At 59.2% G+C, this 25,786-nt stretch carries 18 protein-coding genes; 11 read left to right on the top strand and 7 right to left on the bottom strand.

Annotated features, from left to right (window positions below):
- Positions 1-35 precede the first annotated feature (35 nt).
- Positions 36-698, top strand: a complete 663-nt coding sequence (locus BMZ66_RS10670; protein ID WP_092672284.1) for a hypothetical protein — start codon at positions 36-38, stop codon at positions 696-698.
- A 189-nt stretch (positions 699-887) separates the two neighbouring features.
- Here BMZ66_RS10670 and BMZ66_RS10665 read toward each other — a convergent pair whose 3' ends face one another.
- The gene (locus BMZ66_RS10665) at positions 888-1,310 is read right to left on the bottom strand and encodes an SRPBCC family protein (RefSeq protein ID WP_092672281.1); all 423 of its coding nucleotides are present in this window, start codon (positions 1,308-1,310) and stop codon (positions 888-890) included.
- 147 nt (positions 1,311-1,457) lie between these two features.
- Between BMZ66_RS10665 and BMZ66_RS10660 the strand changes: the two genes are divergently transcribed.
- From BMZ66_RS10660 to BMZ66_RS10640, 5 genes are all read left to right on the top strand, one after another.
- Positions 1,458-1,652 (top strand): hypothetical protein, encoded by a 195-nt coding sequence (locus BMZ66_RS10660; RefSeq protein ID WP_092672278.1) that lies wholly within the window; start codon positions 1,458-1,460, stop codon positions 1,650-1,652.
- 278 nt (positions 1,653-1,930) lie between these two features.
- Positions 1,931-2,983: a hypothetical protein gene (locus BMZ66_RS10655; RefSeq protein ID WP_143080149.1), complete on the top strand. Its 1,053-nt coding sequence runs from the start codon at positions 1,931-1,933 to the stop codon at positions 2,981-2,983.
- Between the two features lie 52 nt (positions 2,984-3,035).
- Positions 3,036-3,440, top strand: coding sequence for a hypothetical protein (locus BMZ66_RS10650; RefSeq protein WP_092672272.1), 405 nt, complete (start codon positions 3,036-3,038; stop codon positions 3,438-3,440).
- Between the two features lie 78 nt (positions 3,441-3,518).
- Positions 3,519-5,135 carry a sensor histidine kinase gene (locus BMZ66_RS10645; RefSeq protein ID WP_234795071.1) on the top strand — a complete coding sequence of 539 codons (1,617 nt, stop codon included), beginning with the start codon at positions 3,519-3,521 and terminating at the stop codon, positions 5,133-5,135.
- 635 nt (positions 5,136-5,770) lie between these two features.
- Positions 5,771-7,321: a family 43 glycosylhydrolase gene (locus BMZ66_RS10640; protein ID WP_177204684.1), complete on the top strand. Its 1,551-nt coding sequence runs from the start codon at positions 5,771-5,773 to the stop codon at positions 7,319-7,321.
- Positions 7,322-7,657: 336 nt separating this feature from the next.
- Here BMZ66_RS10640 and BMZ66_RS10635 read toward each other — a convergent pair whose 3' ends face one another.
- The gene (locus tag BMZ66_RS10635; RefSeq protein WP_092672263.1) at positions 7,658-8,362 is read right to left on the bottom strand and encodes a hypothetical protein; all 705 of its coding nucleotides are present in this window, start codon (positions 8,360-8,362) and stop codon (positions 7,658-7,660) included.
- A gap of 130 nt (positions 8,363-8,492) precedes the next feature.
- Positions 8,493-14,696, bottom strand: a complete 6,204-nt coding sequence (locus BMZ66_RS10630) for an alpha-2-macroglobulin family protein (protein WP_092672260.1) — start codon at positions 14,694-14,696, stop codon at positions 8,493-8,495.
- 194 nt (positions 14,697-14,890) lie between these two features.
- Here BMZ66_RS10630 and BMZ66_RS10625 point away from each other — a divergent pair, with 194 nt between their 5' ends.
- Positions 14,891-15,694, top strand: a complete 804-nt coding sequence (locus BMZ66_RS10625) for an outer membrane beta-barrel protein (RefSeq protein ID WP_092672257.1) — start codon at positions 14,891-14,893, stop codon at positions 15,692-15,694.
- 264 nt (positions 15,695-15,958) lie between these two features.
- On the opposite strand, the gene BMZ66_RS10620 is transcribed toward BMZ66_RS10625, so the two are convergent.
- Positions 15,959-16,555, bottom strand: coding sequence for a DinB family protein (locus tag BMZ66_RS10620; RefSeq protein ID WP_092672254.1), 597 nt, complete (start codon positions 16,553-16,555; stop codon positions 15,959-15,961).
- Positions 16,556-16,900: 345 nt separating this feature from the next.
- Here BMZ66_RS10620 and BMZ66_RS10615 point away from each other — a divergent pair, with 345 nt between their 5' ends.
- Positions 16,901-19,231: a M1 family metallopeptidase gene (locus tag BMZ66_RS10615; RefSeq protein ID WP_143080148.1), complete on the top strand. Its 2,331-nt coding sequence runs from the start codon at positions 16,901-16,903 to the stop codon at positions 19,229-19,231.
- 77 nt (positions 19,232-19,308) lie between these two features.
- Here the strand turns inward: BMZ66_RS10615 and BMZ66_RS10610 are convergent, their stop codons facing one another.
- On the bottom strand, positions 19,309-20,634 hold the full coding sequence (locus tag BMZ66_RS10610; protein WP_092672251.1) for a hypothetical protein: 1,326 nt from the start codon (positions 20,632-20,634) through the stop codon (positions 19,309-19,311).
- Between the two features lie 242 nt (positions 20,635-20,876).
- Between BMZ66_RS10610 and BMZ66_RS10605 the strand changes: the two genes are divergently transcribed.
- Positions 20,877-21,071: a cold-shock protein gene (locus BMZ66_RS10605; RefSeq protein ID WP_068189689.1), complete on the top strand. Its 195-nt coding sequence runs from the start codon at positions 20,877-20,879 to the stop codon at positions 21,069-21,071.
- Between the two features lie 120 nt (positions 21,072-21,191).
- Here the strand turns inward: BMZ66_RS10605 and BMZ66_RS10600 are convergent, their stop codons facing one another.
- Complete coding sequence (locus BMZ66_RS10600; protein ID WP_234795057.1) at positions 21,192-21,659, bottom strand: gliding motility lipoprotein GldH; 468 nt, start codon at positions 21,657-21,659, stop codon at positions 21,192-21,194.
- 148 nt (positions 21,660-21,807) lie between these two features.
- On the bottom strand, positions 21,808-23,589 hold the full coding sequence (locus BMZ66_RS10595; protein ID WP_092672245.1) for a PSP1 domain-containing protein: 1,782 nt from the start codon (positions 23,587-23,589) through the stop codon (positions 21,808-21,810).
- Positions 23,590-23,976: 387 nt separating this feature from the next.
- Here BMZ66_RS10595 and BMZ66_RS10590 point away from each other — a divergent pair, with 387 nt between their 5' ends.
- Both BMZ66_RS10590 and BMZ66_RS10585 read left to right on the top strand, forming a co-directional pair.
- A complete protein-coding gene (locus BMZ66_RS10590; protein WP_092672242.1) occupies positions 23,977-24,795 on the top strand; it encodes a M57 family metalloprotease in 819 nt (272 codons plus the stop codon).
- A gap of 167 nt (positions 24,796-24,962) precedes the next feature.
- Positions 24,963-25,772, top strand: a complete 810-nt coding sequence (locus BMZ66_RS10585; RefSeq protein WP_092672239.1) for a M57 family metalloprotease — start codon at positions 24,963-24,965, stop codon at positions 25,770-25,772.
- Positions 25,773-25,786: the final 14 nt, after the last annotated feature.

Below are 25,786 nucleotides of genomic sequence, written 5' to 3'. Positions count from 1 at the left end.
ATTTCACCTCCCTGCGGAGGTATTAAGTTTAACACATGAATGAACAATGGGAAGAACACAAATGGATATTTGAGCCAGATGGTGGCTTACTAGATATCTATGTTCAAGAGGTGAGTATAGACGTTTGGATGCAGTTGATTGATTTTATAAATGAGAATTACAACCCGCATTTTGGTCCTTCGGAAGAAGAAGGAGACACTAGGTCCGGCATTGATAAAGACTATGTAAAAAGAATGTTTGTGGATGAATCAGGCGAGCTTGACCGCAGAAGCACTTCGTTCACAATTGAAGGCATAACTGTCAATTGCCATTTCTTTTTACAAGATGAAATTGAATTTGATATTGACCCCAGAGAATTTAAACAGCAGCCTCAAATTGGTGCTGTTATAAAATTTATGCAGGCTATCAGCTATAGCTTAGATAGAGAAGTAATTCTGACTGCAGAGGGAGCAGCGGAATATCCATTAATAACTATAAATGTTAATGAAGGCCTTCTCAAAATTACTTCTCAAGCGGAGCTTAAAAAGATGTATTATAAAAATTACACAATGTTTAGCAGGATAAGAGGCATGTATTTTCGCAGCCTTCTTAAGGTACTGCCTTTGCTTGGCAACTCTAAATTCAAGAATTTGCTAGTCTCTTATGTTATAGGCTTAACTAATGCCAATAACATTCATACAGCTACCAAGAAGAAGTAATTATCTATTTGCCTTGAAACGCAAAAACCGCCCGCTCCCCAACCGGAAGCGGGCGGCTTCATTTCCAACCCCACCGAAACCTACGCCGCGACTAGTTTCTCTTGGCCGCCCCCAGCGCCGGAGCTGAATAGCTTGCGGGCCCCGCGGGTAGCCATCGTAGCGCGGGCAGCCTTGTTTCCAACGAGCTATTCAACTATTCCTTTTCAGATACTCCTTCAGGTTGCTACCCAGAATCTGGGCCCAGCCATCTTCAAATCGGCGGCGGGCAAAGTGGGGGTCATCCGGGAAGCTTTCCAGGCCGGTGTGCGTGAGGGTAAGCCGGGTATTATCGCCCTGCTCAGCTAGGGTGAAGGTCACTTCCGAGCTACCGGGGTAGTTCTTGTAGGCCCAGGTGTGCGCTAGTTTTTGCCCGGCTACCACGTTCGTCACCACCCACTCTTTCCCGTAGGGCGACCCATCACCGGCAAACGCAAACCGGAACCCAGCCACGGGCTCGAATTGCTGCAGTTGGGGGAAGTACCACTCCCTCATGGCCAACGTATTGGTTAGGGCCTGCCACACTTTTTCAATGGGGGCCTCATAGACACGTTCAATCACAACTGGAGTACTCATTACCGCTGCTTCTAAGGTTAATGGAACAGAGAATCAGATAAAGCTCTCTGTCTTTTACTTGGCATTCAAACAGCTTCGTTAGCGAAACAGTTGAAGTGCGATTTTCAAAATTGGATGGCAATCCCTAACTCCTCACCTAAACCCACCATGTTGGTAGCCGTCCTAAAAACGCTCTTCGACCGCGACCTGAACGAGCTGGGGCAGGAAATAGAGGCTTATCAGGACAAGAAAGCGTTGTGGCACGTCGAGCCGGGCATTAGCAATTCGGGCGGCAATCTCTGCCTGCACCTGCTCGGCACCCTCAACACCTACATCGGCGCGGAACTTGGCAACAGCGGCTAGGTGCGATAATGAGTTCATAGAAATGAATAGTCGGCTCAACTGTTAGCTCGCTCAACACATTGCTGCCAATTTTATCTTATTGCACTATGATAATCAAATCTTGAAGTATATTTGGCAGCGTTGTGTTATAATACTTTATTAAATAAGAATTATAACAAGTAAGCACTTGCCCAGTGTTCTCGTGAGCGGGCTTTCTGTAGTGGCAATGGGCCGCTACTAAATAGAGAAACACTCTTTCCTTCTCAAGCCTGGAGCCGTCAAAAAATAATGCGTGGCGTATGAAAATAAACTTTTACTCACGCATTGTCCTGCTACTTGGTTTGCTTGTGGGCGTCATTCCACGCGCCTCCGCTCAACGAACCCATATCAGAGGGTTCGTCGACGCCCTGACCTACTACGAAAACGGCAAAGTAAACTTTGGCCTTGGCGAACAGGACTTGTTTATCACCTCCGAGATAACGGAGCGCCTGTCCTTCCTCGGAGAAACCGTGTTCAGGTTCTCGCTCGCTTCGCCCACTAATTTTAACATCAGTGTCGAGCGCATCATCCTGAAGTATAACTACGCGGGCAACCACAGCGTCTTGCTGGGCAAGCACCACACGCCCATCAACTACTGGAACGACACCTACCACCACGGCCGGGTGTTCTTCCCCACCATCGACCGGCCCCTGCTGTTCGCACAGGGCATTATTCCGCTGCACACCACGGGCGTGAGCTTGCAGGGGCAAAACCTGGGTGCCATCCGCTTCGGCTACGATGCTATGGTGGGCAACGGCATCGGGTCGGGCGATGTGGTCGACAACAACCCGGTAAAGTCCGTGACGCTGGCCGTGCACATCAAGCCCACCGACGGCATGCGGTTGGGCGCCTCCCTCTACCACGATGCCATCTCGAAAGGCAGCACCATGCACAACCACTCGGGCAATGGCGGGGTGAGGCCAGTGGCCCTCACCCGGATAAATCAGGACATCGTGACGGGCTCCATTTCCTACACTGATTCAGTTTCCTCCAGGAAATTCGAATTACTGGCCGAAAGCAGCATGGTCTCCAGCCAGTCCGACAGCCTGGGCATGCAGCGCGCCGTGGCTTCTTACGTGTACGCGGGCCTGCGCCTTACCGAGAAATTCATTCCCTACGTCCGCTTCGACGACATTCGGTTTACCAGCAACCGCGAAGTGTACTTTCTCTCCGACAACACCCAATCCTTCGTGGCCGGCCTGCGCTATGAGTTGAGCTACCTGGCCGTCCTGAAACTCGAATACCAACGCGCCAACAGCCACTTGCACTCCAACCACGACAGGGTCACTTTCCAGGTTGCCGTTGGCTTTTAATTCGTTCTATATGGCTTGGGTGTATCGATTTACGTTCTGCTTACTGCTTCTCATGGTGCACTGCCGCGCACCGGCGCGCGCGCAGGACCTCAACCTCGTGGTCATTGGCAACGGCAAAGGCGTGCCGCCCGAAATGAAGCTAGAGCAGCTGAGGTCGACCATGAAGGGGGAAAAGCTTCGCTGGCCCGACGGCAGCAAAGTGGTGATAGCCCTCCTGAAAACCACCACGCCCATTGGCCAGAACACCAGCAAGAAAATCTACAACATGAGCGCCAACGAGCTGAACAAGTACTGGTTGGCGCTGGTGTTCCAAGGCAAAGCAGATGCGCCCAACTTCTTCAATTCCGAAGCCGAGCTAACCGATTTTGTTGCCCAAACCACCGGAGCCATTGGCGTAGTCAACCAACCCGCCCCGAGCAGTAAAACCATCACCATCGACGGGAAGAAGTTTTTATAAGGACAGCCCCTATTCGGCCTGCTACCAACGGGCCCGCCTGGTATGGTAAACAACTCACGTCATTCGGCCGCCTTGAACGTGGTCCGTCACATGCGCCTCACGGTCAAGACCAAAATCTGGTTGGCGGTGACGAGCATTGTCCTGCTGTTCTCCTTTTTCGTCCTCTTCTACCTGCCTGTCATTCAGGAGCGCAGCCTGCTGAACAACTTCAACAAGGACGTGCAAAACCACGCTAACACGGTGGCGCTAGGGGTGAAAATTGCCATGACCGAACAGAACTTCCAGGGCGTGCAAACGGCCATGGACTTCGTGAAGAAAGACCCCCTCCTGCAATTTGTGAGCTTGCTCCACACCGATACCGTTTGGGACGCCAACCGCACCCGGTACCGCATCGACCGGACCGTCTTCAAGACCTATCCCGAACAGAAGAAGGTAAACGTCGACGCCACTTCCAGCGACTCCTCGGTGGTCAAGCGAACCAGTTTTAGCACACCCATGATGACCGGCGAAATCATGCTGTCGTTTTCCACCCGAGAAATTGTGCAGAGCAAACGGCAGATTCGCATCACCTCGCTGTTTTTCAGCTTCCTGGTGTTCAGCATCGGCATCGGAATTGGTTTTGGTTTGGCCAAAAGCATATCGGTGCCGGTGCTGAAGCTCCGCGATGCCGCCACCAAAGTGGGGCGCGGCGACCTCACCCAGCGCGTGCAAAGCAATTCGCGCGATGAGATTGGGGAGTTGGGCACGGCGTTCAATAAAATGGTGACCGACCTCTCCACGACGCGCCAGGAGCTCGACGCCCGTACCAGCGAGCTATTGGTCGAGCAGCGAAAGTCGGACGACTTACTGGAAGGCCTGAAGCGCACGCTGGCCGACCTGCGCGAAACCCAGGAGCAGCTAATCCGGCAGGAAAAACTGGCTTCGATTGGCCAACTCACCAAGGGGCTGGTAGACCGGCTGCTCAACCCGCTGAGCTACATCAACAACTTCTCCGACATCTCCCTGGAGCTTTTGGCCGAATGCCGGGAGCTGCTTGCCTCGGAAGTCTACGCCGCCGACGAATCCATTCAGACCGAACTGGTGCCCCTGCTCGCAATGATTGAAACCAACGCAGGCAAAATCAAAGACCACGGCGCCAGCCTCACCCGCATAGTCCGCAGCATGGACAAGCTCCTGCAAGTCAAGTCGAATGAATTCATCGAAGTCGACCTCAATTCATTCATTGACGAACAGCTGGTGGCATACAGAAACGAGTTGGATGAAACACATCATCATGTTGGCTTAGAGCTTATTATTGGCACGAACCCAGATAACATTTCCATCAGAATAGTGCCCACCGAGATGAGCACAGTAGTGTTTAGCCTGCTAAATAATGCGATGTACGCCGTGCTCGAAAAATCCTTGCGGCACCCTGATTTCCAGCCCCAGCTCACTGTCGCTACCATCTTTCGGGAGGACGGAGCAGAAATTCAGGTTCGTGACAATGGGGCCGGCATTTCTGCCGTTGAAAAAGAGCAGCTGTTTTCTCCCTTTTTTACCACCAAGCCCACCTCTAAAGGCACGGGCCTCGGCCTGTTCATCAGCCAGGACATTGTCAAGACCCACAAAGGTCACATCACCGTGGAGACTTGCCAGGACGTGTGCACCACGTTCACCATCAACCTGCCCACCGCAACGGCCGTGTCCGTGGGTTGAGTACGCACGCCGTGTCAGCACGATTTGCAAAGTGCGTTGCTCAGGAGCCTAGGAGCGGAATAGCGCCATAACTAAACGTACCCGATAGCCACGCCTTCGGTTCAGGACCCTCACCGGAATTAATATTTTAGTCCTGCAGCAAACGGCCAGCTGTGCACCGGCATTGTGCGTTGCGCTTCCAGTATCAGCTGAGGCACTGTGTAGAGGATATTTCATTTTTCCGCTGCCTGCCAGCCTCTCTATATCATCGCTCAACAAGTAGTGCCGGCAGGTATTTACTCCGCCACAGGATTATACGCACGCATTTTATTAGCAGAGTGCAATTATGTTTTGCTTTGATAGCTGCAAATACCAGAGAGTGGCCCCAAATATGCTTAGGTATTTCACGGCAACACCCAATCTCAAACATAGCTTATTCTGCTTATTTAGGCCTCTTTACGGCCTAAATTTCTACGTATTTATTCCGAAGGCATTCGTCTAGCATATGGCTACGTTCGCCGGTTACTTTGGTTGGTTCATCCAAAAAAAATCACAGTTTTCGTTATAGTATCAAATTCATTAGCGTACCTTTCAAATATGGAAGCGAAGCCGCGCTACGGGTTGCTTTCCTGTCTATCCTTTTTTCACATCCCACCGTGTCAATCGAACTAGAATTGGCGGCCCCATTAGGCCCCATCGCCCTCGGCGTTTCGCCCGAGGTTGCCCCCTCCCCCGCCCGCCACTCCTACGACCATGTGGTGCTGCCCGGCGACTTCCCTGACCCTACCGTCACCAAAATTGGCGACACTTACTATGCCAGCGCCACCTCGGCTGAGTGGGGTGCCGTTTTCCCAATCTTTAGCTCCCAAAACCTGCTCGACTGGAAGCTGGTTTCGCACGTTTTTCCCGAGAAACTGCCCGACTGGGCCAGTTCCAACTTCTGGGCGCCCGAGTTTCACTATGAAAACGGCCGTACCTATATGTATTACACCGCCCGCAAAAAAGGCGGCATGCTGTGCGTGGCCGTAGCCAGCGCCGACCACCCCGAGGGCCCCTACACCGACCACGGCCCCCTGGTAGGCCAGGAGGCCGGCTCCATCGACGGCTTTGCGATGCCCGATGAAAACGGCGACCTCTACCTCATCTGGAAAGAAGACGGCAACTCCTGCCACCAGGACACCCCCATCTGGGCCCAGCTCCTCAACGCCGACCGCACCGCCCTCATCGGCGAAGCCACTGAGCTGTTTACCAACGATGTGAAGTGGGAAGGCCCCCTTGTGGAGGGCTCGGCCCTGGTGCACCACAACGGTTACTTCTACATGTTCTACGCCGGCAACAGCTGCTGCGGCAAGAGCTGCAACTACGCGACTGGTGTGGCCCGCTCCAAGGCCTTGCTCGGCCCCTGGGAGAAGTACGACCAGAACCCCATCCTCGACCGCAACACTACCTGGAAATGCCCCGGCCACGGCACCGTTACCCAAATGGACGGCCGCTGGTTTCTGCTGCACCACGCCTACCTGGCCGAGAGCCACGAGTTCGTAGGTCGCCAGGGCCTGCTGAGCGAGTTCACCTGGAACGAAGAAGGCTGGCCCGAGTTTGAGCGCCGCAGCCCCCAGGCCGCTCCCCTCACCGATGTGGCCCGCTTCAACGTTGCCGAAGAGTTTGAGGGCGACCGGCTGGGCCTGGAATGGCAGTGGCCCATTTGGCAGCAGCCTAAAACTAGCGTTCGCGCCGGCCAGCTGCACCTCGGAGCCAACCCTTCGCGCCTTGGCGCTATGGTGGCCCGCCGCTCTAATGTGGCCACTTACAAAGCGGCTACCACCCTGGAATTTGCTAAACTTCCCGAGGACACGTTTGCAGGCCTAGCCGCCATCGGCGACCCCTACAATGCCCTGGCCATCATGGCCGGAAATGGGCAGGTGCAAATCTGGCACGTGAAGAGCGGCAAGCAGCAGTCGCTGGTGCAGGTATTCGTCGACCCGTGCGATACCATCACCCTCCGCCTGGAGGTGTGGGGCGGCCAGCGCTACCGCTTCGCCTACAGCACCGATGGCGCCTCCTGGCAGCCTCTCCCCACCGAAAGCTTCAGCCTCAACGGTACGTACCTCCCGCCTTGGGACCGCGGCGTGCGCGTGGGCCTAGTGGCCCAAGGAGAAGAAGGCAGCAGCGCCGTTTTCAACAACTTTATCATTCGCAACAAGCGCTAGTCGTTTGCAGTGATTTGACAAAGGCAGGCCACCCCTTCGGGTGGCCTGCCTTTTTTATGTGCAATAGAATAAGCAATAGGAATAACCAGGATATTTAAAAACTTGACTACTCCCAGCAAGTGCGCACGGGGCTGCTTTACTTGGCTGTTGTGAGCAGTAGCGCGACCGTGCCCGGCAGGGACTCTGTAGTTCGCGTCCCTGAACGATACCCACGCGGCACGGGCACGCGAACTACAGAGTCCCTGCCAGGCACGGTCGCGCTACTACCTAAAAACAGCAACGCCTGACACTAGTAGTGTCAGGCGTTGCTGTTTGACTTTTCAGTTGATGGCGCGACTAGCGGCGGCGCTTGGATTTGCTTTTGGAAGTTGACTTCGAAGGCGTGCTTTTCTTCGAGGCGCTGCTTTTAGAAGAGCCGCTTTTTGAGCTTGACTTTTTAGCCGAAGATTTGCTCTTTTTGGATTCGCTTTTCGAGGCGCTTCCTTTTTTGGAAGTGCTCTTTTTGGCGCTGTGCTTGGACTCGCTGCTTTTGCCGGATTTAGACTTGCTGGCTCCCGATTTGCTTTTGGTCTTCGTTTTGGTGCTGTGCGACTCGGATTTGCTGTGGCTTTTTGATTTGGAGCTCTTGCTGCTGCTGCGCGACGAATGGCGGCGAGCAGCCCGGCGGGCTTCGGCGCGGGCTTCGGCCCGAGCCTCGGCGCGGGCTTCTTCGCGGCGGGCAGCGAGGCGGGCCGTGTTGCGGGCCTCGTAGCTGCGGGTGGTGCGCGCCGGAGCCGAACTGGATTCCTCAGCCGACTCGCTGTAGCGAGCGGTAGCGTCCGATTCGGGGGAGGCGGTGCTCTCCTCAGCGTTGGCTTTGGCAGCCTCTACTGCCACCATCTTTTTGCGCCGTACGGGCATTAGAAAATCCCGTTCGGCACGTTCGCGCACGCTCAGGTTTTCTTCGCCTGGCAGCTTCGTAACAGGGGTTTGCTTCTCGCTTTGAGCTTGGGCACTACTCCAGGTGAGGAGCAGCGAAAAAAGGACAAATAGATGCTTCATAGATGATTGTAATAAACCCGACGTAAGACAAAACTACGGCCCTCCCCTTTTAAATCCAAGGCCATGACCATTTTAGAGGACCAGAAGGGCCCTGAGACCATCCAACAGCATATTTTACCTGATAGCCGGCTCACCGAGTCATCCTCAGTCGTAAACCCGCCGAATGGGCCCGAAACTCGGGGGCATACAGGCACTGCACCTCGCTCAAACCACCCGAAAAATCGCCCGCTTGAGCAGCGCGCAAACGGTACTCAAACACGTGCGTGCCACGGGGCACGGCCCCCAGAAAGAAGTTGGTAGCGGCGTCGCGCGGCGACTCGTAATAGCCCAATCCGTTCTGGTAGCGGTAGCCGCTGGTTTGGGCAATGGGCTCGAGCCCGGCGGCGCGCTGGTCTTTCAAATGCACGTATTCGAGGGCGTGGTCTGTGCGCAGCACCAGGCGCACCACCAAGGCCTCGCCTACTTTGAGCGGCGTGGTGGCGCTCACCTTTTCCAGTGCCGTGCCACTGGCCGTGCGCGTTTCGCGGTAGAGCTGGCGCTCCAGGCTGAGCGGGGTGGCGGCGGGCATCAGCTTGTCCAGCTCTTCAAAGTACTGCCAGTAGAGGGCGCCCCAGGACACGCCGGCATCAGTCTTGGCAATGGTGACCTTGCCCTGGGCGGGCCGCACTTCGGCCGCCGGCCAGCTTGCTTTGAAGTAGCCGGTGCCCGCCTGGGCTTCGGGCCATATCGTTTCGCTGCCCACGGTCATTTTCAGCGGCTGGGTGGGGGCAAGCCAGTCGGAACCGCGCAGCAGCAGGGCGTAGCAGGCGTCGGCGGTGGCGCGGGTGCTTTCCCAGTGGTGGGTCTGCTTTTGCTTGAGCAGCCATAGCTTCATTTCATCCACCGATTTCTGGTCGTTGCGCACCTCGTGGAAGGCTTCGATGAGCGTGGCCTGGGTTTCGGTGGGGGCTTCGCGCCAGTAGTAGCCGCCGCGCACTTCCTTCCAGTACATGCCCAGTTCGGGCGAGTGGAGGGCGTTTTCGGCGAGGGCGCGCAGAATTTCCCGGGCGGCTGGAGCGGCTTTGCTTTCGCGAAATAGCGCCAGCGCCACCTGGGCCTGGAGGTAGCGCGTCTGGTCAGGCCAGAAGGTGGCAGCTTGCCCGCGGTAGTAGGCGTGCGCCGTTTTGGAAGTTGGAGCCTCGGCCAGTTGCGGCCAGAAGCTGCGGGCGTACAATGCCTGAATGTGCAGGTCGCGGAGGTGGTTGACGGCCAGCTTCACGTTTTTCTGCTTGCGCAGCGTGGCGTAGTCGCGGGCCAGGCTGCCATCCAGGTACTGCAGGGCCTCTTGCAGTACCTGGCGGCCCACCGGGTCGGCGCTGGCATCGAAGGCTCCTAGTTTTTTCAGCTTCCCGAACCCGGCCACAATGAGCTGGGTGATGTACCGGTCTTCGGGCATCTTCTCAAACCAGGGAAAACCGCCGCCGGGCAGCTGCATGCTCTGCAGCTTGAGCAGGGCGCGGCTAGTCTCGCCCTGCAGGCGGGTGGCGTCGAATAGCTCGGTGAGGCGGGCCTGCCGCTCGGTTTCGCCTTGGGCATCGCGCACCCAGGGCGTTTCCTGCAGCAGCAGGTTTTTCAAGTCTTCGTTTTGAGCCAGTTTGCTGGCTAGGGCGTTTTTCTGGGCCGCCGTGCCGCTCTGGGCCTGGCGCGCCCACTCGGCCAGCATGGTTTTGAAGCGCGGGTTGGACTTGAGAATCTGGGCCGCGAGTAGGTTGGCGTAGAGGCGGCTGAAAATTTGCTCGGAACACTCGTAAGGGTACTCCATCAGGTAGGGCAGGCTTTGCACGGCGTACCAGGCGGGGTTAGCCGTCATTTCCAGCGTAAGCGAGTAGTTGCGGCGCGTGGGGCTGCTGGTACTGGTGAGCTTGCTGAGCTCGAAGGTGCGGGTGCCAGGGCCCACTATGGGCAGCGGCAGGCTCTCGGTAACGAGCACGCGGTTGGGCAGCACGGGCAAGGTGTTTTCCTCGCCGTCGGTGAAAGTGGACGTTAGTTGTTGGTTGTCGATTTCCTGGCCCTTTTTGTTCTTTCGTTTGGCTTGTTTCTTTTGCTGACTGGTGAGTTTCTCGGCACCTGCCGCCGACGACGTAGCGCTGGCAACCACTCGGTAGGTCACGGCCACCGGCGCGAAATCAGCTGGCAGGCTGATTTCCCAACCCAAGGCCGCGCTTTGGTTGGCGGCAGCTACGGCGGGCTGCTGGGCATTGCCTTTCAGAAGCTGGCTGGTGATGTCCTGACCAGTGGCAGTGTCGAGCAGAAAAAGCTGCGTCGTGCCACTTACCGGCTGGGCGGTCAGGTTCGAGAATTTGGCGGTAAAAGTGAAGGTGTCGCCCTGACGGAAGAAGCGCGGCGCGTTGGGCGTAATCTGGATTTCCTTTTGGGTGACGAGCTGCCGGGCCAGTTGGCCGGTATGCAGGTCTTTGTCGTGGGCCAGGGCCAGCAGCTGCCAGCGCGTCACGGCTTCTGGCATTTGAAATTCGAGCACGATATCGCCGTTGCGGTCCGTGTGCAGGGCGGGTTGCCAGAAGGCGATTTCGCGGAAGTCGGTGCGGGCCTGCACCGCCGACAGGTCCACGGCCGGGCTGGTGGTAGTCAGCGAGCCGGTCATGTCACTTCGCTTTTGGTTGCCCATGCCAAATCCTGTCACCACCACTTCGTTGAGAGACTGTGAATCCGCAACCTCCTCCATCATCACGGGCGCGGGCGCCCCACCAGCCGCTCCCCTTATCCGCACGCCTGCCACCCGGCCGGCAAGCTGGCGCTCTATGCCCCCACCAAAGGCTGACCAAGTATTAAGCAGCGGATATTGAATGGACTCCTCTCCCAAACTGCTGGCATTTCGGCCCGTGGTTCCCAGCCAGTGGGCCTGCCCAAAGTAGCCTTGCCACCCAAAGTGCGGCTGAGAGTGGCCAGCTTCTAAGCGCAGTGTTCCAAACTGGTGCGGCCGGAAAATATCCAGGCTTTGGTCGTAGAGCGTGGCCAGCAGTTCGGCATTGGCCGCCTTGCCGTTGGCTTGGCGAATGGTCACGCGCCAAGTCTCATTCTGACCGGGCCGGAGCTTATCGCGGAAGGTGCTGATGTCGAGCTTTAATGGCTGCGGTTCTTCTGCCACTTGCACCACCGCTTCGTGGCAGTAGAGTTGATTATCGCGAACCTGAATAGTGTGAATGTGCATCGGTCCCGAAGCAGTTGCCGGCCCGCTCGCAAGGGCCAACCGGCGCTGCTCCCCGGCCTTCAGCGTCAACCATTCTTTATATAGAAGCTTGCCGTTGCGCTCGGACTGAACCAGAATGCGCGCCCCAGCCTCGCTGCTGCCAAGCAAAATACTGGCTGGCTGCCCCGGCGCTACACGTTCGGATAGCGACACAAACCAATCGGGGGTGGAATAGGGAACCGTGGCAGCATTCGAGTCGAAAAGCGTGAAGTTGTGGCGGGCCCGAGCCGAATCGGGACCAGCCGCTTGGGCTTCGAGCAGGTAGCGGCCAGCTGGCAGCGCCGTCAACGCGGCAGCCAAATCGAGGTTAGAGCCAGGTTTCGTGTCAAAGGGCACGGTGCTTATCAGTTCCGGCGCGGCCTCGTTCTCGGGAGTTTCGAGCACTGGACCGGGCACGCCGGGCGGGTTGGGGCGGTAGCGCCGGGCCAGCAGGCGCAAGGTGCCAGCTGCCACCATGGGCTCACCGGTGGCATTGGTGGCCAGCAGCGTGAAGGTGGGCAGCTGCTGCTTATTGGCCTGCTGCGGGCCCGCTAGGCGCAGCCCCAACGGGTTGCGACCGATGGGAAAGCTGCGCGTGCCGGTGCGGGTTTCGCCGGCCGCATCCGTCACGTCGGCCACTACTTCAAATAGATAACCTGGCTCCCAATCGGGACGGCCCGTGCGGCCCCGGCCCGGCACTTTAGGCACCAGCGGCGGCGTAAACGTGACACTGAAGCGGCCCGCCGCGTCGGTGGTGGCGGCGCCGTGGGCAATTTCCTGGCTGCTGCCGCGGCCGGGCGGGTACATGCCCGGGCGGAAGCCGAAGTCAAACATGGGCCACAGCTCGCGGCGCGTGACGCGGTAGCTTACCGTCGCGGCATCAGTGGCTTGCCCGGAATAGGCCTGGACGCGGCCGCCCATGGTCAGGGGTTGGCCCAACTGAAGCCGACCGGGCACCGAGTCGAGCGCGACGAAGAAGGTGGGCCGCTTGTAATCTTCCACCGCAAAGCGCAGCTCGCCGTCATCGGCCTGCAGCGTAAACTCCCCGTTGAGCAGGCCACTGGGCAGCACAAAAGAGCCGTTGAAAGAGCCGTAGCTATTGGTTACAAACTTCAGCGTCTGCACCGTCTGGCCGTTCACGTCGTTCAGCTCCACGTCCTGCTCTTCACGTGTCAGCAGCTTGGTCTGGCCGCCTTTTCTTTCCACTAAGATGCCCTTGAAATAGACCGTTTGGCCTGGCCGATAGATGGCACGGTCGGTGAAGAGAAAGCAGGTTGTTTCAGTTCGCTCTGGGTACTGGCCGGGGTAATATCCGCCCACGCCCTCTACCAGCAGCGTATCGGCGCCCCGCCAGGCACGGGCTGAAATCAGCCTTTCCTCGCCTGCATTATCAACTGCCGAAGCTGGGGCGGGCAACTCAACCTCGCCCGTGGCACCGGTGGTACGCAGCTCGCTGGCACGGCTGATGTGCTTGCGTTGTATAGGGTTGAAACGGTTGAAGGTCCCGCGAACTTTCACGCCCGAAAGCGGAGCGCCGCTCTGGCGCTGCAAAAACAGCATCTGGGCAGCACCCGTAGCAGGGCTAAATCGATTTACCACGCTCAGCTCACTAGCCCCCACCAGAACATAAGAAGTAGCGCTTTGGGGCGTGGGATGGGTAACATCGGTGCTTTGGCTGCTAATGGCAATCAGGTAGTAGCCGATGGGCAGGGCAGCACCGGTAGCGGCCACTTGCTGCTCTCTGTACTCTTTGGGCTGAGGCACTACCGGAATGGTCCAGGCCGCCACTTCCGTAGCCTTTCGAATGCGGGCGTTATAAGCCGCCACATCCCGCGGGCGACCGTACTGCATTTTTCCAAAGCTTTCCCACTCTTTCAGGGTCAGCCTATAAGCCCAGGCGTGCAGGCCATTTATGTTGCGCACCTTCACATCGAACCGCCAGGGCTGGCCCGGCACCACCATTTCGGCCGCCGACAGCGACAACTCCGGCTGCTCGATTTCAGCGCGCAGCTGCCGCGCCCGGGCCGCCCCGCGTGACTTTGGAAACCGGGCTTCGGCTTCCCGCGTTAGGGCTACGGCGGCTACGGGGTTGGTTTCGCGCAGCAGCTCGGCACGACGGGCAATGAACTGCGTGCTGATGGGCAAGCCTTGGTAGGTGGCGGCCATGCGAACGAGCGCCGGCTCGTATTGGTCGGCCAGGTCGGTGTTTTGGGTGATGCTGCGCAGGTAGTCGATGCGCTGCAAATCCACATCGGCCAGGGCTTCCTTGTTTGGCGGAGTTAGTTGCTGGCGCGAGGCCGTGAGGCGCTGTAGCAGGTGCAGCGCGTGCAATTGCCCGTTGAGCGAATCGGCCTCGGGCGCGAGCAGGCGCAGGGCAGCGAACTCCGCGGCTGTGCCAAAGAGCTTGGGCTCAGTGGGCTGAAATTGCTGCTCGGGCCGGGTCACGTACAGCTCCTGATTCTGGAGGCCCTCGATGGCGCGGTGGGCCAGCAGGTCGTACAGCGAAGGGCGCAGGGCCCGGCCCTCGGTATCCCCCCCCGCGGCCAGGTCGCCAAGGGTAGCCAGCGAAACGTCGAGCTGGCGCTGCGGCTCATCTTCTACCGACTGATAGTAGTGCCGCACGATGGCAGCGCCCAGCTTGCCCATGTCCCAGGTGGCGAGGCCGGTGCCGGCGTCGGCGCTGGCGGTAGGGCCGGTGGTAGCGCTGGCCCCGGCAGTGCGCTGGTAGAGACGGTAGCGGTTGTGGTTGAGGTAGGTGGTATACAGCTCGGCCAGCAGCGAGTGCACGATGGGCCGGGCCGGGAAGGTGGCGGTTTTCAGCTCGGTTTCCAGCAGGGCGATGCCCTTTTCGGTTTCGTCTTCCTCCTTGGCTTGCAGCAGCCGAATTTTGTAGAGCAGGGCGCGCACGTAGGCGGGCGTGTGCTGCGCCTTGCGGGCGCTCTGGTAAATGGCTTCCACCAGCGGGGCGGCCGTGGTGGTCTGGCTTTTGGCCAGCAGCGCGTCAATCTTCTTCCATTGGGCCACGTAGGGGTCGGGCGGCGTGGGGGCGGCCGAATCAGGGCTGAAAATCATCGTTATCAACAGGCAGACAAAAAGGAATAGACGCATAAACAAAGCGCAGCAGTGGAGCGGCGACTTAAAGATGCCGGACCCGCTTTTATTGCATAGACAGCCCCGATTTAAATTAATTTATTGCAAGGGCTGGCACTGATTGGCCAGCTGGTTTCGCCCCGTACTTTTGCCCGGATTATCAAAGTCATACACTTTACCTAACCTACCCACTTTTACTTCTTTTACCACGCATGAAAAACCTTTTATCTGCATGTTGCCTCGCGGCCGGCTTGGTTGCCGCCGCTCCCACCGCCCACGCCCAAACGGCCGTGAGCTTCGGGGCCCGCTTGGGTCTGAACGTTTCGAATTTCTCCTATAAGTACGGCGACATTCCGGTCGGGCTTTCCAGCGAGGCCAACTACATCACCGGCGTGCAAGTTGGCGGCACGGCCAACATAAGCTTCGGCAAGTTGGCGCTTCAGCCCTCGGTGCTTTTCAGCCGGAAAGGGTCGCAGCTCAAGTTTTCGGGTTCCGACAGCTCCAATCCTCCCTACACCACCACCGTTACCTACACCGCCACGCCCAAGCTCGCCTACCTGGAAGTACCCCTGAACCTGGTGTACACGTCCGAAGGCGACCACGGCTTGCAGCTGTTCGCGGGGCCTTACGTGGCATTTGGCGTGGGCGGCACCGGCTCCAGCAGACTGGCCATCACCAGCACCGACCCCAACCTTGTAAATATTGGCGCGGCCAACTCATTTCCCATCGGCCTCACCATTGAGTACGGCGACCGGCAGAACCCCAACGACCAACTGAACAATGGCTTCGGCGGAGGTTTTAACTCCACCCCAAACGTTATTGCCACCTTCCGCCGCTTCGACGCCGGCCTCAACGCGGGCGTTGGCTACCGGCTGGGAGCGTATCAGCTCCAGGCAGGGTACGGGCTGGGTCTCATCAACATTTCTCCCAACGACCCCGATGGCAACGACACTGGCGGCGAAATCTACAACCGTTCTTTTCAGGTGTCGGCTAACTACTTCTTCGGCGGCAAGTAGTCCTGCTGCTTGATTAGAAGTCTTCATCTATCGCAAAAAAACCGCTCCGAATCTATCGGGGCGGTTTTTTTGATGAGGACACTCTTAGTAGACTGATCCTTAATACGTTGTTAAGGAAGTTCTCTGCAAAGGAGACGTTGCTCCGGTCCGCCCGCCCTAGGCGGGCCGACCGGTTGTCATTAAAGCCAGGCGGTGCATTCTTCAACCGGTCGGCCCGCCTAGGGCGGGCGGACCGGAGCAACGATTCGCCTACTAAACAGCCCGCTACGCTGCCGAGGCTTTGTCGCTAACGGCATTGCCGGCGAGCACGGCTTCGGCCTGCGCTACGTGCCGCTGGATGTGCACCACCAAAAACTCGAGCTGGTCGGCTAGGCGCAGGAGTAGCAGCGGAAACACGGCGTTGGGGATGAGCACGGCGTTGGCGTTCACCTGCCGGGCCAGCAGCACCAGGCGCAGTAATTCATCGAGCTGGCGGCTGAATACCTCGGCCACGGTGCGGGGCAGGCGCGTGCCGGTGGGGGCATAGCGCTGGGGCGTGGTGTAGGTTTTTTCGCTGGCCGGCGTACGCATGGCGTCCACAAAACGGCGGCCAAAAAAGCCTTGCTTCAGGGTGGGCGTGGGCTTGGAGCCGCGGGCCTGGGCCTTGGCGATGCGCTTGGCTATGCTGGGCAGGTAGTAGCCGCCCACAATGTTGAGGTGCTCGAGGCACTGGCCTGCACTCCAGCGGCTTGGACTGGGCCGACGGTTTAGCTCTTCGGCGCTCAGGGGACGAAAGCGCTGCTGTGCCAGAACCCGTAATGCCAGCAGGTCGTTGGTCAGCTGGTCGAAGAAGTCGGAGGTGGCGCGGACGACAGCAGGCATAGGCGCGAGGGCTAACAAGCCATAAACATACAATTTAGCAACTGATTATAACCATCCAACCGCTTGTAAGAGGATTTAGAAGCTCGGCAATTGGTTGTGGTTCGGCATCTTGGCTGCGTGTTAAAACAACGCTTTGGGTATTCTGGTGCACTGGCGCTGGGCCTGTCGGCGGCTTTTTTTCTGGCTGCGTCCCAGCTCGCACCCTCAGCATGACAGGCGAAACGAGCAGGATGCTTGAGCTTGACTGCGCTGGCCCTCGATTCGCTTCGGCACTCGAACTTATTCAACAACTACGCTGATGGTTTGAATGGCCAGGCAGACGTATTTATTGAATAAATTTGCTTCATGCTAATTCGCTTATTCTCCTCGCCGCGTCGCGGCGTTACGGCTTTGTTGCTGGGGCTGCTGTCGCCCTTGGCGCTGCAGGCTCAAACCACCAACTCGGGCACCGACAAATTTGCGCAGCTCGAAACCGTGCTGCCTACCCCCAATAGCTACCGCACGGCCAGCGGCGCCCCGGGCAAAGACTACTGGCAGCAGCGGGCCGACTACGACATCCAGGTTACGCTCGACGACACCAAGCAGACCCTGACCGGCCGCGAGACCATCACCTACACCAATCTCTCGCCCGACGTGCTGCCCTACCTCTGGGTACAGCTCGACCAGAACGTGCTGGAGAAAAACTCCATTACCGCGACCACGGAAGTAAGCCAGCTGCAAGACCGCATGACGTTCAACGCCATCGAAAGCCTGGTTTCAGACTTCGACGGCGGCTTCAAGATTGAAAGCGTGACGGGCAAAGACGGTAAGGCCCTCAAGACGGTAACGAACTACACCATGATGCGCGTGGACTTGCCCACGCCCCTGCGCCCCGGCCAGTCGTTCGCCTTCAACGTGAAGTGGCGCTATAACATCAACGGCCAGCAGGTTCGGCGGAACGGCTACGAGTATTTCCCGGAGGACAAGAACTACCTCTACGAAATCGCGCAGTTTTACCCGCGCATGGCCGTGTACTCCGACAACCAGGGCTGGCAGCACAAGCAATTCCTCGGCGGCGGCGAGTTTACGCTGCCCTTTGGCGACTATAAGGTCAGCATCACCGCGCCCGCCGACCACGTGGTGGGCGCCACTGGCACTTTGCAAAACCCTTCCCAAGTGCTTTCGGCCACGCAGCGCCAGCGCCTGGAGCAAGCCAAAACTGCTAAGAAGCCGGTGCTCATCGTGAGCCAAGCCGAGGCCGTGCAGGCGGAAAGCAAGCGCGCCACCGGCACCAAAACGTGGACTTACGCGGCCAAGAATGTGCGCGACTTCGCCTGGACTTCCTCGCGCAAGTTCATCTGGGACGCCATGCAGATTAAGCAAAACGGCAAGCCCGTGCTGTGCATGTCGTACTACCCCAAGGAAGGCAACCCTCTCTGGGGCCAGTACTCGACCGAGGTGGTGGCTCACACCATCAAGACCTATTCGAAGTACACCATCCCCTACGAGTACCCCGTCGCCATCTCGGTGCACGGTCCCATCTTCGGCATGGAGTATCCGATGATTTGCTTCAACGGCGGCCGTCCTGAGAAGGACGGCACCTATTCGGCCCAGACCAAGTATGCCATGATTGGCGTGATAACCCACGAAGTGGGGCACAACTTCTTCCCCATGATTGTGAACTCCGACGAGCGGCAATGGTCGTGGATGGATGAGGGACTGAACTCCTTCATGCAGTACCTCACCGAGCAAGAGTGGGAGCGCAACTATCCCTCGCGCCGCGGCGAACCCAAGAACATCGTGGAATACATGCGGACGGACAAGAGCCTGCAAACGCCGATTATGACCAACTCGGAGTCGGTGTTGCAGTTCGGCAATAATGCCTACGCCAAGCCGGCTACGGCGCTGAACATCCTGCGCGAGACGGTGATGGGGCGCGAGCTCTTCGACCATGCTTTCAAGACCTACGCCCAGCGCTGGGCCTACAAGCACCCCACCCCGGCCGACTTCTTCCGCACCATGGAAGACGCCTCGGCCGTGGACCTGGACTGGTTCTGGCGCGGCTGGTTCTACACCACCGACCGCTCTGACCTGGCCTTGGAATGCGTGAAGTACTACACCCCGAGCACCGGCGACCCGGCCGTGGAGAAGGCCCGCCAGCAACAGCTGCAAGCGGCGGCGGCTCCTTCCATCTCGGCCCAGCGCAACGCCACGGCCTTGACGAGCACGCTCGTGGATGAGAAGCCCGAGCTCAAGGACTTTTATAACCAGTACAACCCGCTGGCCGTCACGCCCGCCGACCAGCAGCGCTACACCGCCTACCTGGGCGGCCTCAGCCCCGAGCAGCGCCAGCGCCTGGGCCAGCAGCAGCACTTTTACGAGCTGAGCCTGCGCAACGTCGGCGGCCTGGTGATGCCCGTCATCGTCCAGCTCACCTACGCCGACCAGTCGACCGAAATCCAGACCATCCCGGCCGAAATCTGGCGCAAGAACAACGCGCAGGTCAGCAAGATTATCGTCACCAAGCAGCCCGTGGTTTCTTTCGTGCTCGACCCCTTCCAGCAGACGGCCGACACGGACCTGAGCAACAACGCCTTCCCCCGCCAGGCCGCCGCCTCCCGCTTCGAGCTCTTCCAGCAGCAGCAGCAGGCTCCCCAGAACCCCATGCAGCAGGCCCAAAAAGCAAGCGGCAAGTAGCATTTTCCAACTTCTGCCTAACACAGAAAAGGCCCGCCAAGCAATTGGCGGGCCTTTTCTGTGTTAAACGGGTTCGGTTACTCGTCGGCTTGGTCGTCGCGGCCGGCGTTGCGACGCGGGGCACCGTGGTCGGCCGCGTCATCATCGCCTTCGGCGCTGCGGTTTTCTTTGCGAGCGGCCTGGCCATAGTTCTGGGCCCGGTCTTCGATGCGCTGGTCGCCCTGGGCGGGCGAGCCGAGGTTGCTGCCGGGCTCGCTGTCGTCGTAGGCGTCGTTGTAGGAGCCGCCTTTTGAGCCCATGCCCTGCGAGGCGTCGCCGCCATTGCCCTGCACGTAGCCGTTGCGGTCGTTGCCGGTCTGGAAGTCAGGAGTTTGACGGGGCTGCTCGCGGCCGCGGTCGGCGTAACCCATGCTGCTAGCAGGGCGTTGGCCGCGCTGGTCAGCTACTTCGGGGTCGTTGGTGGAATAGCCGGGGTGCTGCTCTTCGCGGTGGCCTTGCTTGTCAACGCCAGTTTGCTGCGGCCGATACTCTTCGGTCTGGTTACGGTGCTCAGCGCCGCTTTGACCGGTGGCCTGGGAGGCGGCGCCCACGTTGCCGGCACCTTCGCCGCGCAGAGAGGTATGGCCATAATCATCGGCAAAGCCACTGTCGCGGCTGCTCGGGGCCGAGCCATTGTCGACCTGGAAGGCGCTGTTGGCATCGCCGCGGTCGGGCTGATTGCGGTTGTCGCCGCTCGGGCCGTCGTAATTGGTCCCGCGGAGCTGGCCATCATCGGCCGCACGGCCGGAGGTGCCGGCAGTAGCGGTGCCTTGCTCGTAGGCGTAGTTGGCGCGGTTGTCCGACCGCTCGTTGCCGCCATCGTAGGCGCGGTAGGAGTTGTCTTGCAGGCCCGGGCGGCCGGCGCCGCCGTAGTACTGGTCTTCGGCCGAGCCGCGGGGCTGGTAGTTGATAATGCGGTTCTGATTGCCGTAGCCGCCTTGGGTGGTGCCGCCCAGGTCCTGAGCCCCAAACTCGCCGCGGCTGGGGTCGCTGTTTTGGTTTTCGCGGCGCTCCCGGTCGTTGTAGCTGCCCTGGGTGCTGTTGCTGAAGTTGCCGCCGTAGGTATCGGTGGGCTTCAGGTCGTCGGGGTTGGCTTCCTTGTTTTCTTGCTCCTCGCCATCGGCATCAATGGCCCCATTGCCGGCACCCATTTCCGAATCTACCAACGACTCGCTGGACGCCGGGGCATCGGGGCTGCTGATGTCAGGGCTACCCGCGGTGTTTTGGGCCGGGGGGCCGCCGGGGATTCCCGTGCCGGCGCCGGGCTGGGTAGGCCGGGCAGCGGTGTTGCCTACCGGCCCGTCGATGCGGTTGCCCGCAATGTCGTTGGATTCGGTGTTCAGGTTTGTTTCCTCATTTTTCATGGCAGGGGCGGGAATTAGAATCGGTGAAAGGATAGACTCCTCGTCTATACGCGCGCCCCAACCCGTTGTTCGCCTTTGCCCTGGCCAAAGCCAACCTGCTCCGTAGTGCGGAAGTCATTCGCCGCAGGAATTTTACCTTTGCCCGGCTGCGTACTCCTCGCCTGGGCCGCACGCCGCCAACCTGCGGCTCGTTAGGTGCGTTAGTTCAAGGCCATATCCATTTTTACCCCCTCCAACCGCTTATGCTTACCGGCACCGTTAAGTTTTTCGACGACACCAAAGGTTTTGGCTTCATCGTCGCCGACGACAACCAAGAAGAAATATTTGTGCACCAGACCGGCCTCATCCACGAAATTCAGGAAGGCGACCGGGTCCAATTCAACATCAAAGCCGGCAAGAAAGGCCCTAACGCCGTCGACGTTACCCGCCTGCAATAAGCAGCCACCCATTCCAAACAGGCAGCCGCCCTTCTCGCAGCCTGAGCGAAAGCAAAATATACAGACGAAAAAAGCCGGCTCCGCGCAATGCGAAGCCGGCTTTTTTCGTCTGCTCAATGCTTACTTTTTATCCGAGTGCTTGGCCACGCGCACGCCCATGGCCATGAGGCCTGGCAGCTGAGCCTGGCGCATGTATTGTTCCAGCGTCAGGGTGTACTCGCCGGGTTTAGTGAAGCGCTGGTTGGGCAGGGCCAGTATCTGAATGTCGTAGATGTCGCCGGTGCCGCTGCCTTTGGGCTCGCCGGTTTTGGGGTCCAGCAGCAGCATTTGGTGCAGCAGGGGCTGCCCAACCCGGCCCGCGGGGCCCGTTAGGGTATGCTTCACGTAGAGATTGTAGAACCCATAGGCCGAGGCGTGCCGCACGCTGAAGTACACGTCGTAAGTGGCGGTCGTGTCCTCGATGGCAAAGGTGAAGGCAGGCTTTTGCTGCACGTCCCAGGAGTCGTTCGGGAAGTCAATGTTTTGCTCAAATACCCGGTTAGGGTCGCAGGCCGTGAGCAGGCCCAGTAGCCCGATGGCTGTGGTCAATCGGAGTGCAAAACGCTGGTACATCGCAGGTAAACGGGGGTGAATAATCAACTGGCAGCGAAGTAATGCCACGCCGATGGTTTCCCATCGGCGGCATTACTTCGCTGCCAGCTAACTACTTGATTGGCATTAAAAAACAAACCGAGGCCTAAGCGCCGGCAGGAGCAGGCGCCGGGGCCGACGGAGCTCCGCCTTCGCCGGCTGGCCCGCGCCCACCGCGGCGGTTGCTGCGGCCGCCACGGCCTTCGCGGCGCTCGCCGCCTTCGGCACGGCGCTCGCCGGGTTCGCGGCGGGGGCGCGGTTCAGCACCACCTTCAGCGGCGGGGCGGGGCGGGCCACCGGCAGCGTTGGCATCGGGGCGGCGGGGGCCTTCCGGACGGCGATTGCGGCCAGAAGGCGCAGCGCCTTCCTTCGGTTCGGGCCGGGGCTCGGTGCCTTCGGGGCGAGGGGCGTCGCTCCGGTTCCGGCCGCCGCGGCGGTTTAGGGGGCGGGCGGCGGCGCCACGGCGGCCGCGCTGCTCGGGCACGTCGCCCAGGGCGGGCACCGGATTATCGATGTCGGCGGGGCCGGGGCTGGTCATTTGCTCGGGTGGGCGCGGGCCGCCGGGAGGGGCGCCCGCGGGGCGGCGGCCGTCGCGGGGCATCCGGCCCTCGCGGGGCTCCCGGGGTGGGCGCGCTTCCCGGGGCTCACGGGTTTCGCGGGGCTCGGTGCCATTCTCGGCAACAGCAGCACGGGGCTCGCGTGGTTCCCGCATCTCGCGGCTTTCGCGTGGGGCGCGGGCCTCGGTCGCATCGCCTTCGCCACGGCTTTTCTTGCGCTTGGAGCGCTTGCTGCTCGACTTGATTTTGTCGTCCAGGCGGTCGAGCGAGCCTTCCACAATGGCCGACACTTCGGGCTCGGGCTCTTCTTCGCGGGGCGGCAGCAGGCTCTCAATTTTCTCGCCGCGCTTGTTCATTTCCAGCAGCTCGCGCACGCGGGACGTGTCGAGCATCACCCAGTTGTTGTCGCCTTTGAAGGCAAACCACATGCGGCGACGGAAGATGTCGGTTTTCTGCAGAAATGCCTCGCCCCGAGCCGTTTGCAACGGGCGCTGCACCTGCGGAATATCCTTGAGTGCGTCGAGGTAGGCGTCGAGCTCGTAGTTGAGGCAGCACTTGAGGCGGCCGCACTGGCCGGCCAGCTTCTGCGGGTTTAGGCTCAGGTTTTGGTAGCGGGCGGCCGTGGTACTCACGGTTTTGAAGTCCTGCAGCCAAGTGGAGCAGCACAGCTCGCGGCCGCACACGCCAATGCCGCCAATGCGGCCGGCCTCTTGGCGCAGCGATATCTGGCGCATCTCCACGCGCACCCGGAACTCGTCGGCCAAGCGGCGAATCAGCTCCCGGAAGTCGACCCGGTCTTCGGCCGAGTAATAGAACAGGGCGCGGGTGCGGTCGGCCTGGTATTCCACGTCGCTCAGCTTCATGCGCAGGCGCAGCTCGCCCACCATGGCGCGGGCCCGGAACATGGTGCCGTTCTCGAGGTCGCGCACGGCCTCCCAGCGCTCCACATCATCGGGCGTGGCAATGCGCAGAATGTTGCGAATTTCCTTGGAGTCGGTGGGCACTTTCTTCTTGCGCATTTGCAGGCGCACCAACTCGCCCTTCAGGCTCACGTGGCCCAGGTGCCAGCCGCTGCCGGCGGCATCTACTACTACGGCGTCGCCGGTCACGAGCGGCAGGCGCTCGGCGTTGCGCATAAACTCTTTACGGCCGCCCTTAAAGCGGACTTCTACGATATCAAACCCGGCAAAGGAATCCGGGACTTCTACGTCCTGTAACCAATCGAATACATTGAGGCGGTTGCAGCCTCCGGTGCTACAGCCCCCGTTGGATTTGCAGCCGCCCGGCTTGGTGCCGCAGCCCCCGCCGGAAGAACATGATGAACAAGCCACTAGCTAAAAAATATATAGTTGAGGGAAATAAAATTTCCACGAAAATTCGGTTCCTAGCAAAGATACGAAAATCGATTAGGGGGTGCCGGCTCATTAGAGCCCTGCTAAGTAAGGCAATGTTGCCTTGATGAAGGAAACAAACCCTAACCTTAAACAGTGCGCCGCCTCAGCACCGTTGGCACTTTGTTGAGATTGGTGTAAGATTTTGGCAATTCGGCATTATCAACATATTCACAACAGCCAGCAATAGGCATACACACGCGTACTTTGAAATATTTTTAATGTTTCACTTAATTTCTATTGTTGTTCATATTAATTATCCTCTAATTGCGTCCATACTCTCAAAAAAACCTTTACCTACCACCACACACAATCCACCAACAGCATATGAAAATCAAAAATGTACTGTCCACCGCCTTCTTGTGCTCCGCTTCGGCGTTGACACTTTTCTCTTGTTCAAAAGAGCAGGAAGCTGTAGCACCCGCAACCCAGGAAGCTAGCATTTCCCAAACCGTAATCTCGCAAATCAAGGACATGGGCCTCACCACCCAGGACATCCAGCGCGTCGACGGCGGCTACCTTGTTGAAGGCGATATTGTGATTACCGACGAAAACCTGGCCAGCAAGCCCGACTACCAAATGCTGCGCGTGGGCGACCAGGAGCAGTACCGCACCAGCAACCTGGTGAGCGTAGGCTCGGGCCGCACGGTTTCCATTCGCGTGTCTACTGCGCTGCCTTCGGCTTACGTCACGGCTACCGACGAGCTCATTCGCCGCTACAATGCCCAGGGCCTGCTCATCCGCTTTACCCGCGTTACCTCGGGCGGCAGCATTGTGCTCAATCCTTCGCCAACGGGCGCCAGCTACCTGGCTTCGGCGGGCTTCCCTTCCGGCGGCAACCCCTACAACCAAGTTCTGGTGAACGTGGGCGCCATTGGCACGGCTAACGCCAGCACCTACATCGCCACCATCCTGGCTCACGAAGTAGGTCACTGCATCGGCTTCCGCCACACCGACTACATGGACCGGAGCTACAGCTGCGGCGGTGCTTTCACCAACGAAGGCGCTAGCACCGTGGGCGCTATCCACATCCCCGGCACGCCCACCACGGCCAGCGCCGGCTCGTGGATGCTGGCTTGCGTAGGCAGCGGCCAAAACCGTCCGTTCACTTCGAGCGATGTAACCGCCCTGCGCTACGTGTACTAGCCGACGCCAGTACCAGCACAGCAACCCATTGATGATAAAAGACCCCGGCCCCACAAAGCCGGGGTCTTTTAGCTTAATCCTTAATAAATCATCTACCGGCGCGGTCGAAAAAAGTACAGCCGCTCGGCTTTGCAATCCCACCATTTTCACTCTTTTTCATCACGCTCATGCTAACCAGAAAACTACTTAGTGCTGGCTTGTGCCTCGCTTCGGCACTCGCTTTTTCCTCGTGTTCGAAAGAAACCGAATCAGTCACCAAATCCGACGAGGTAACGTCGGAGGTATTGGCCCAAATCAAACAGCTGGGCTTCACTGCCCAAGGCGCCATGGCCGTTGAAGGCGGCTATGTGGTGGAAGGCGACATCTTCCTCAGCAATGACAACTTGGCCAACCCCGCTCCCGTCCAGCTGATGCGCGTGGGCGCGGAAGAGCAGTACCGCACCACCAATCTGGTCAACGTGGGTTCGGGCCGCACCATCACCGTGACGGTTTCCACGGCTTTGCCCACTGCCTATGTTACCGCGACCGACGAGGCCATTCGCCGTTTCAACGCCGAGAACCTGCTGATGAAGATGACGCGCGTGACGTCTGGCGGTGAAATCACGCTGGCCCAAGCGCCCAAAAGCGCCCGCTATCTGGCGTCGGCGGGCTTCCCCACCAGCGCCGGCAATCCCCACAACCAAGTCCTGATTAACTCCAAGGCCATCGGCACGGCTAATCCCAGCACGTACATCGCCACTATTCTGGCCCACGAAATCGGTCACTGCATCGGCTTCCGCCACACCGACTACATGGACCGGAGCTACAGCTGCGGTGGCTCGACCAGCAACGAAGGCGCCAGCACCGTGGGTGCCATCCTGATTCCGGGCACGCCCGCCGCTGCCGACCCCAACTCGTTTATGCTCGCTTGCATCGGTTCGGGCGTGGACCGGCCTTTCAATGCCAACGACAAAATTGCGTTGAACGCGCTGTACTAGCCGCTCCCGCATGT

Origin of the sequence: Hymenobacter arizonensis, assembly GCF_900115775.1 — a bacterium.
GTDB lineage: Bacteria > Bacteroidota > Bacteroidia > Cytophagales > Hymenobacteraceae > Hymenobacter > Hymenobacter arizonensis.
Note: the sequence above shows the minus strand (reverse complement) of the source record. Positions and strands in the feature narration are given on the sequence as shown.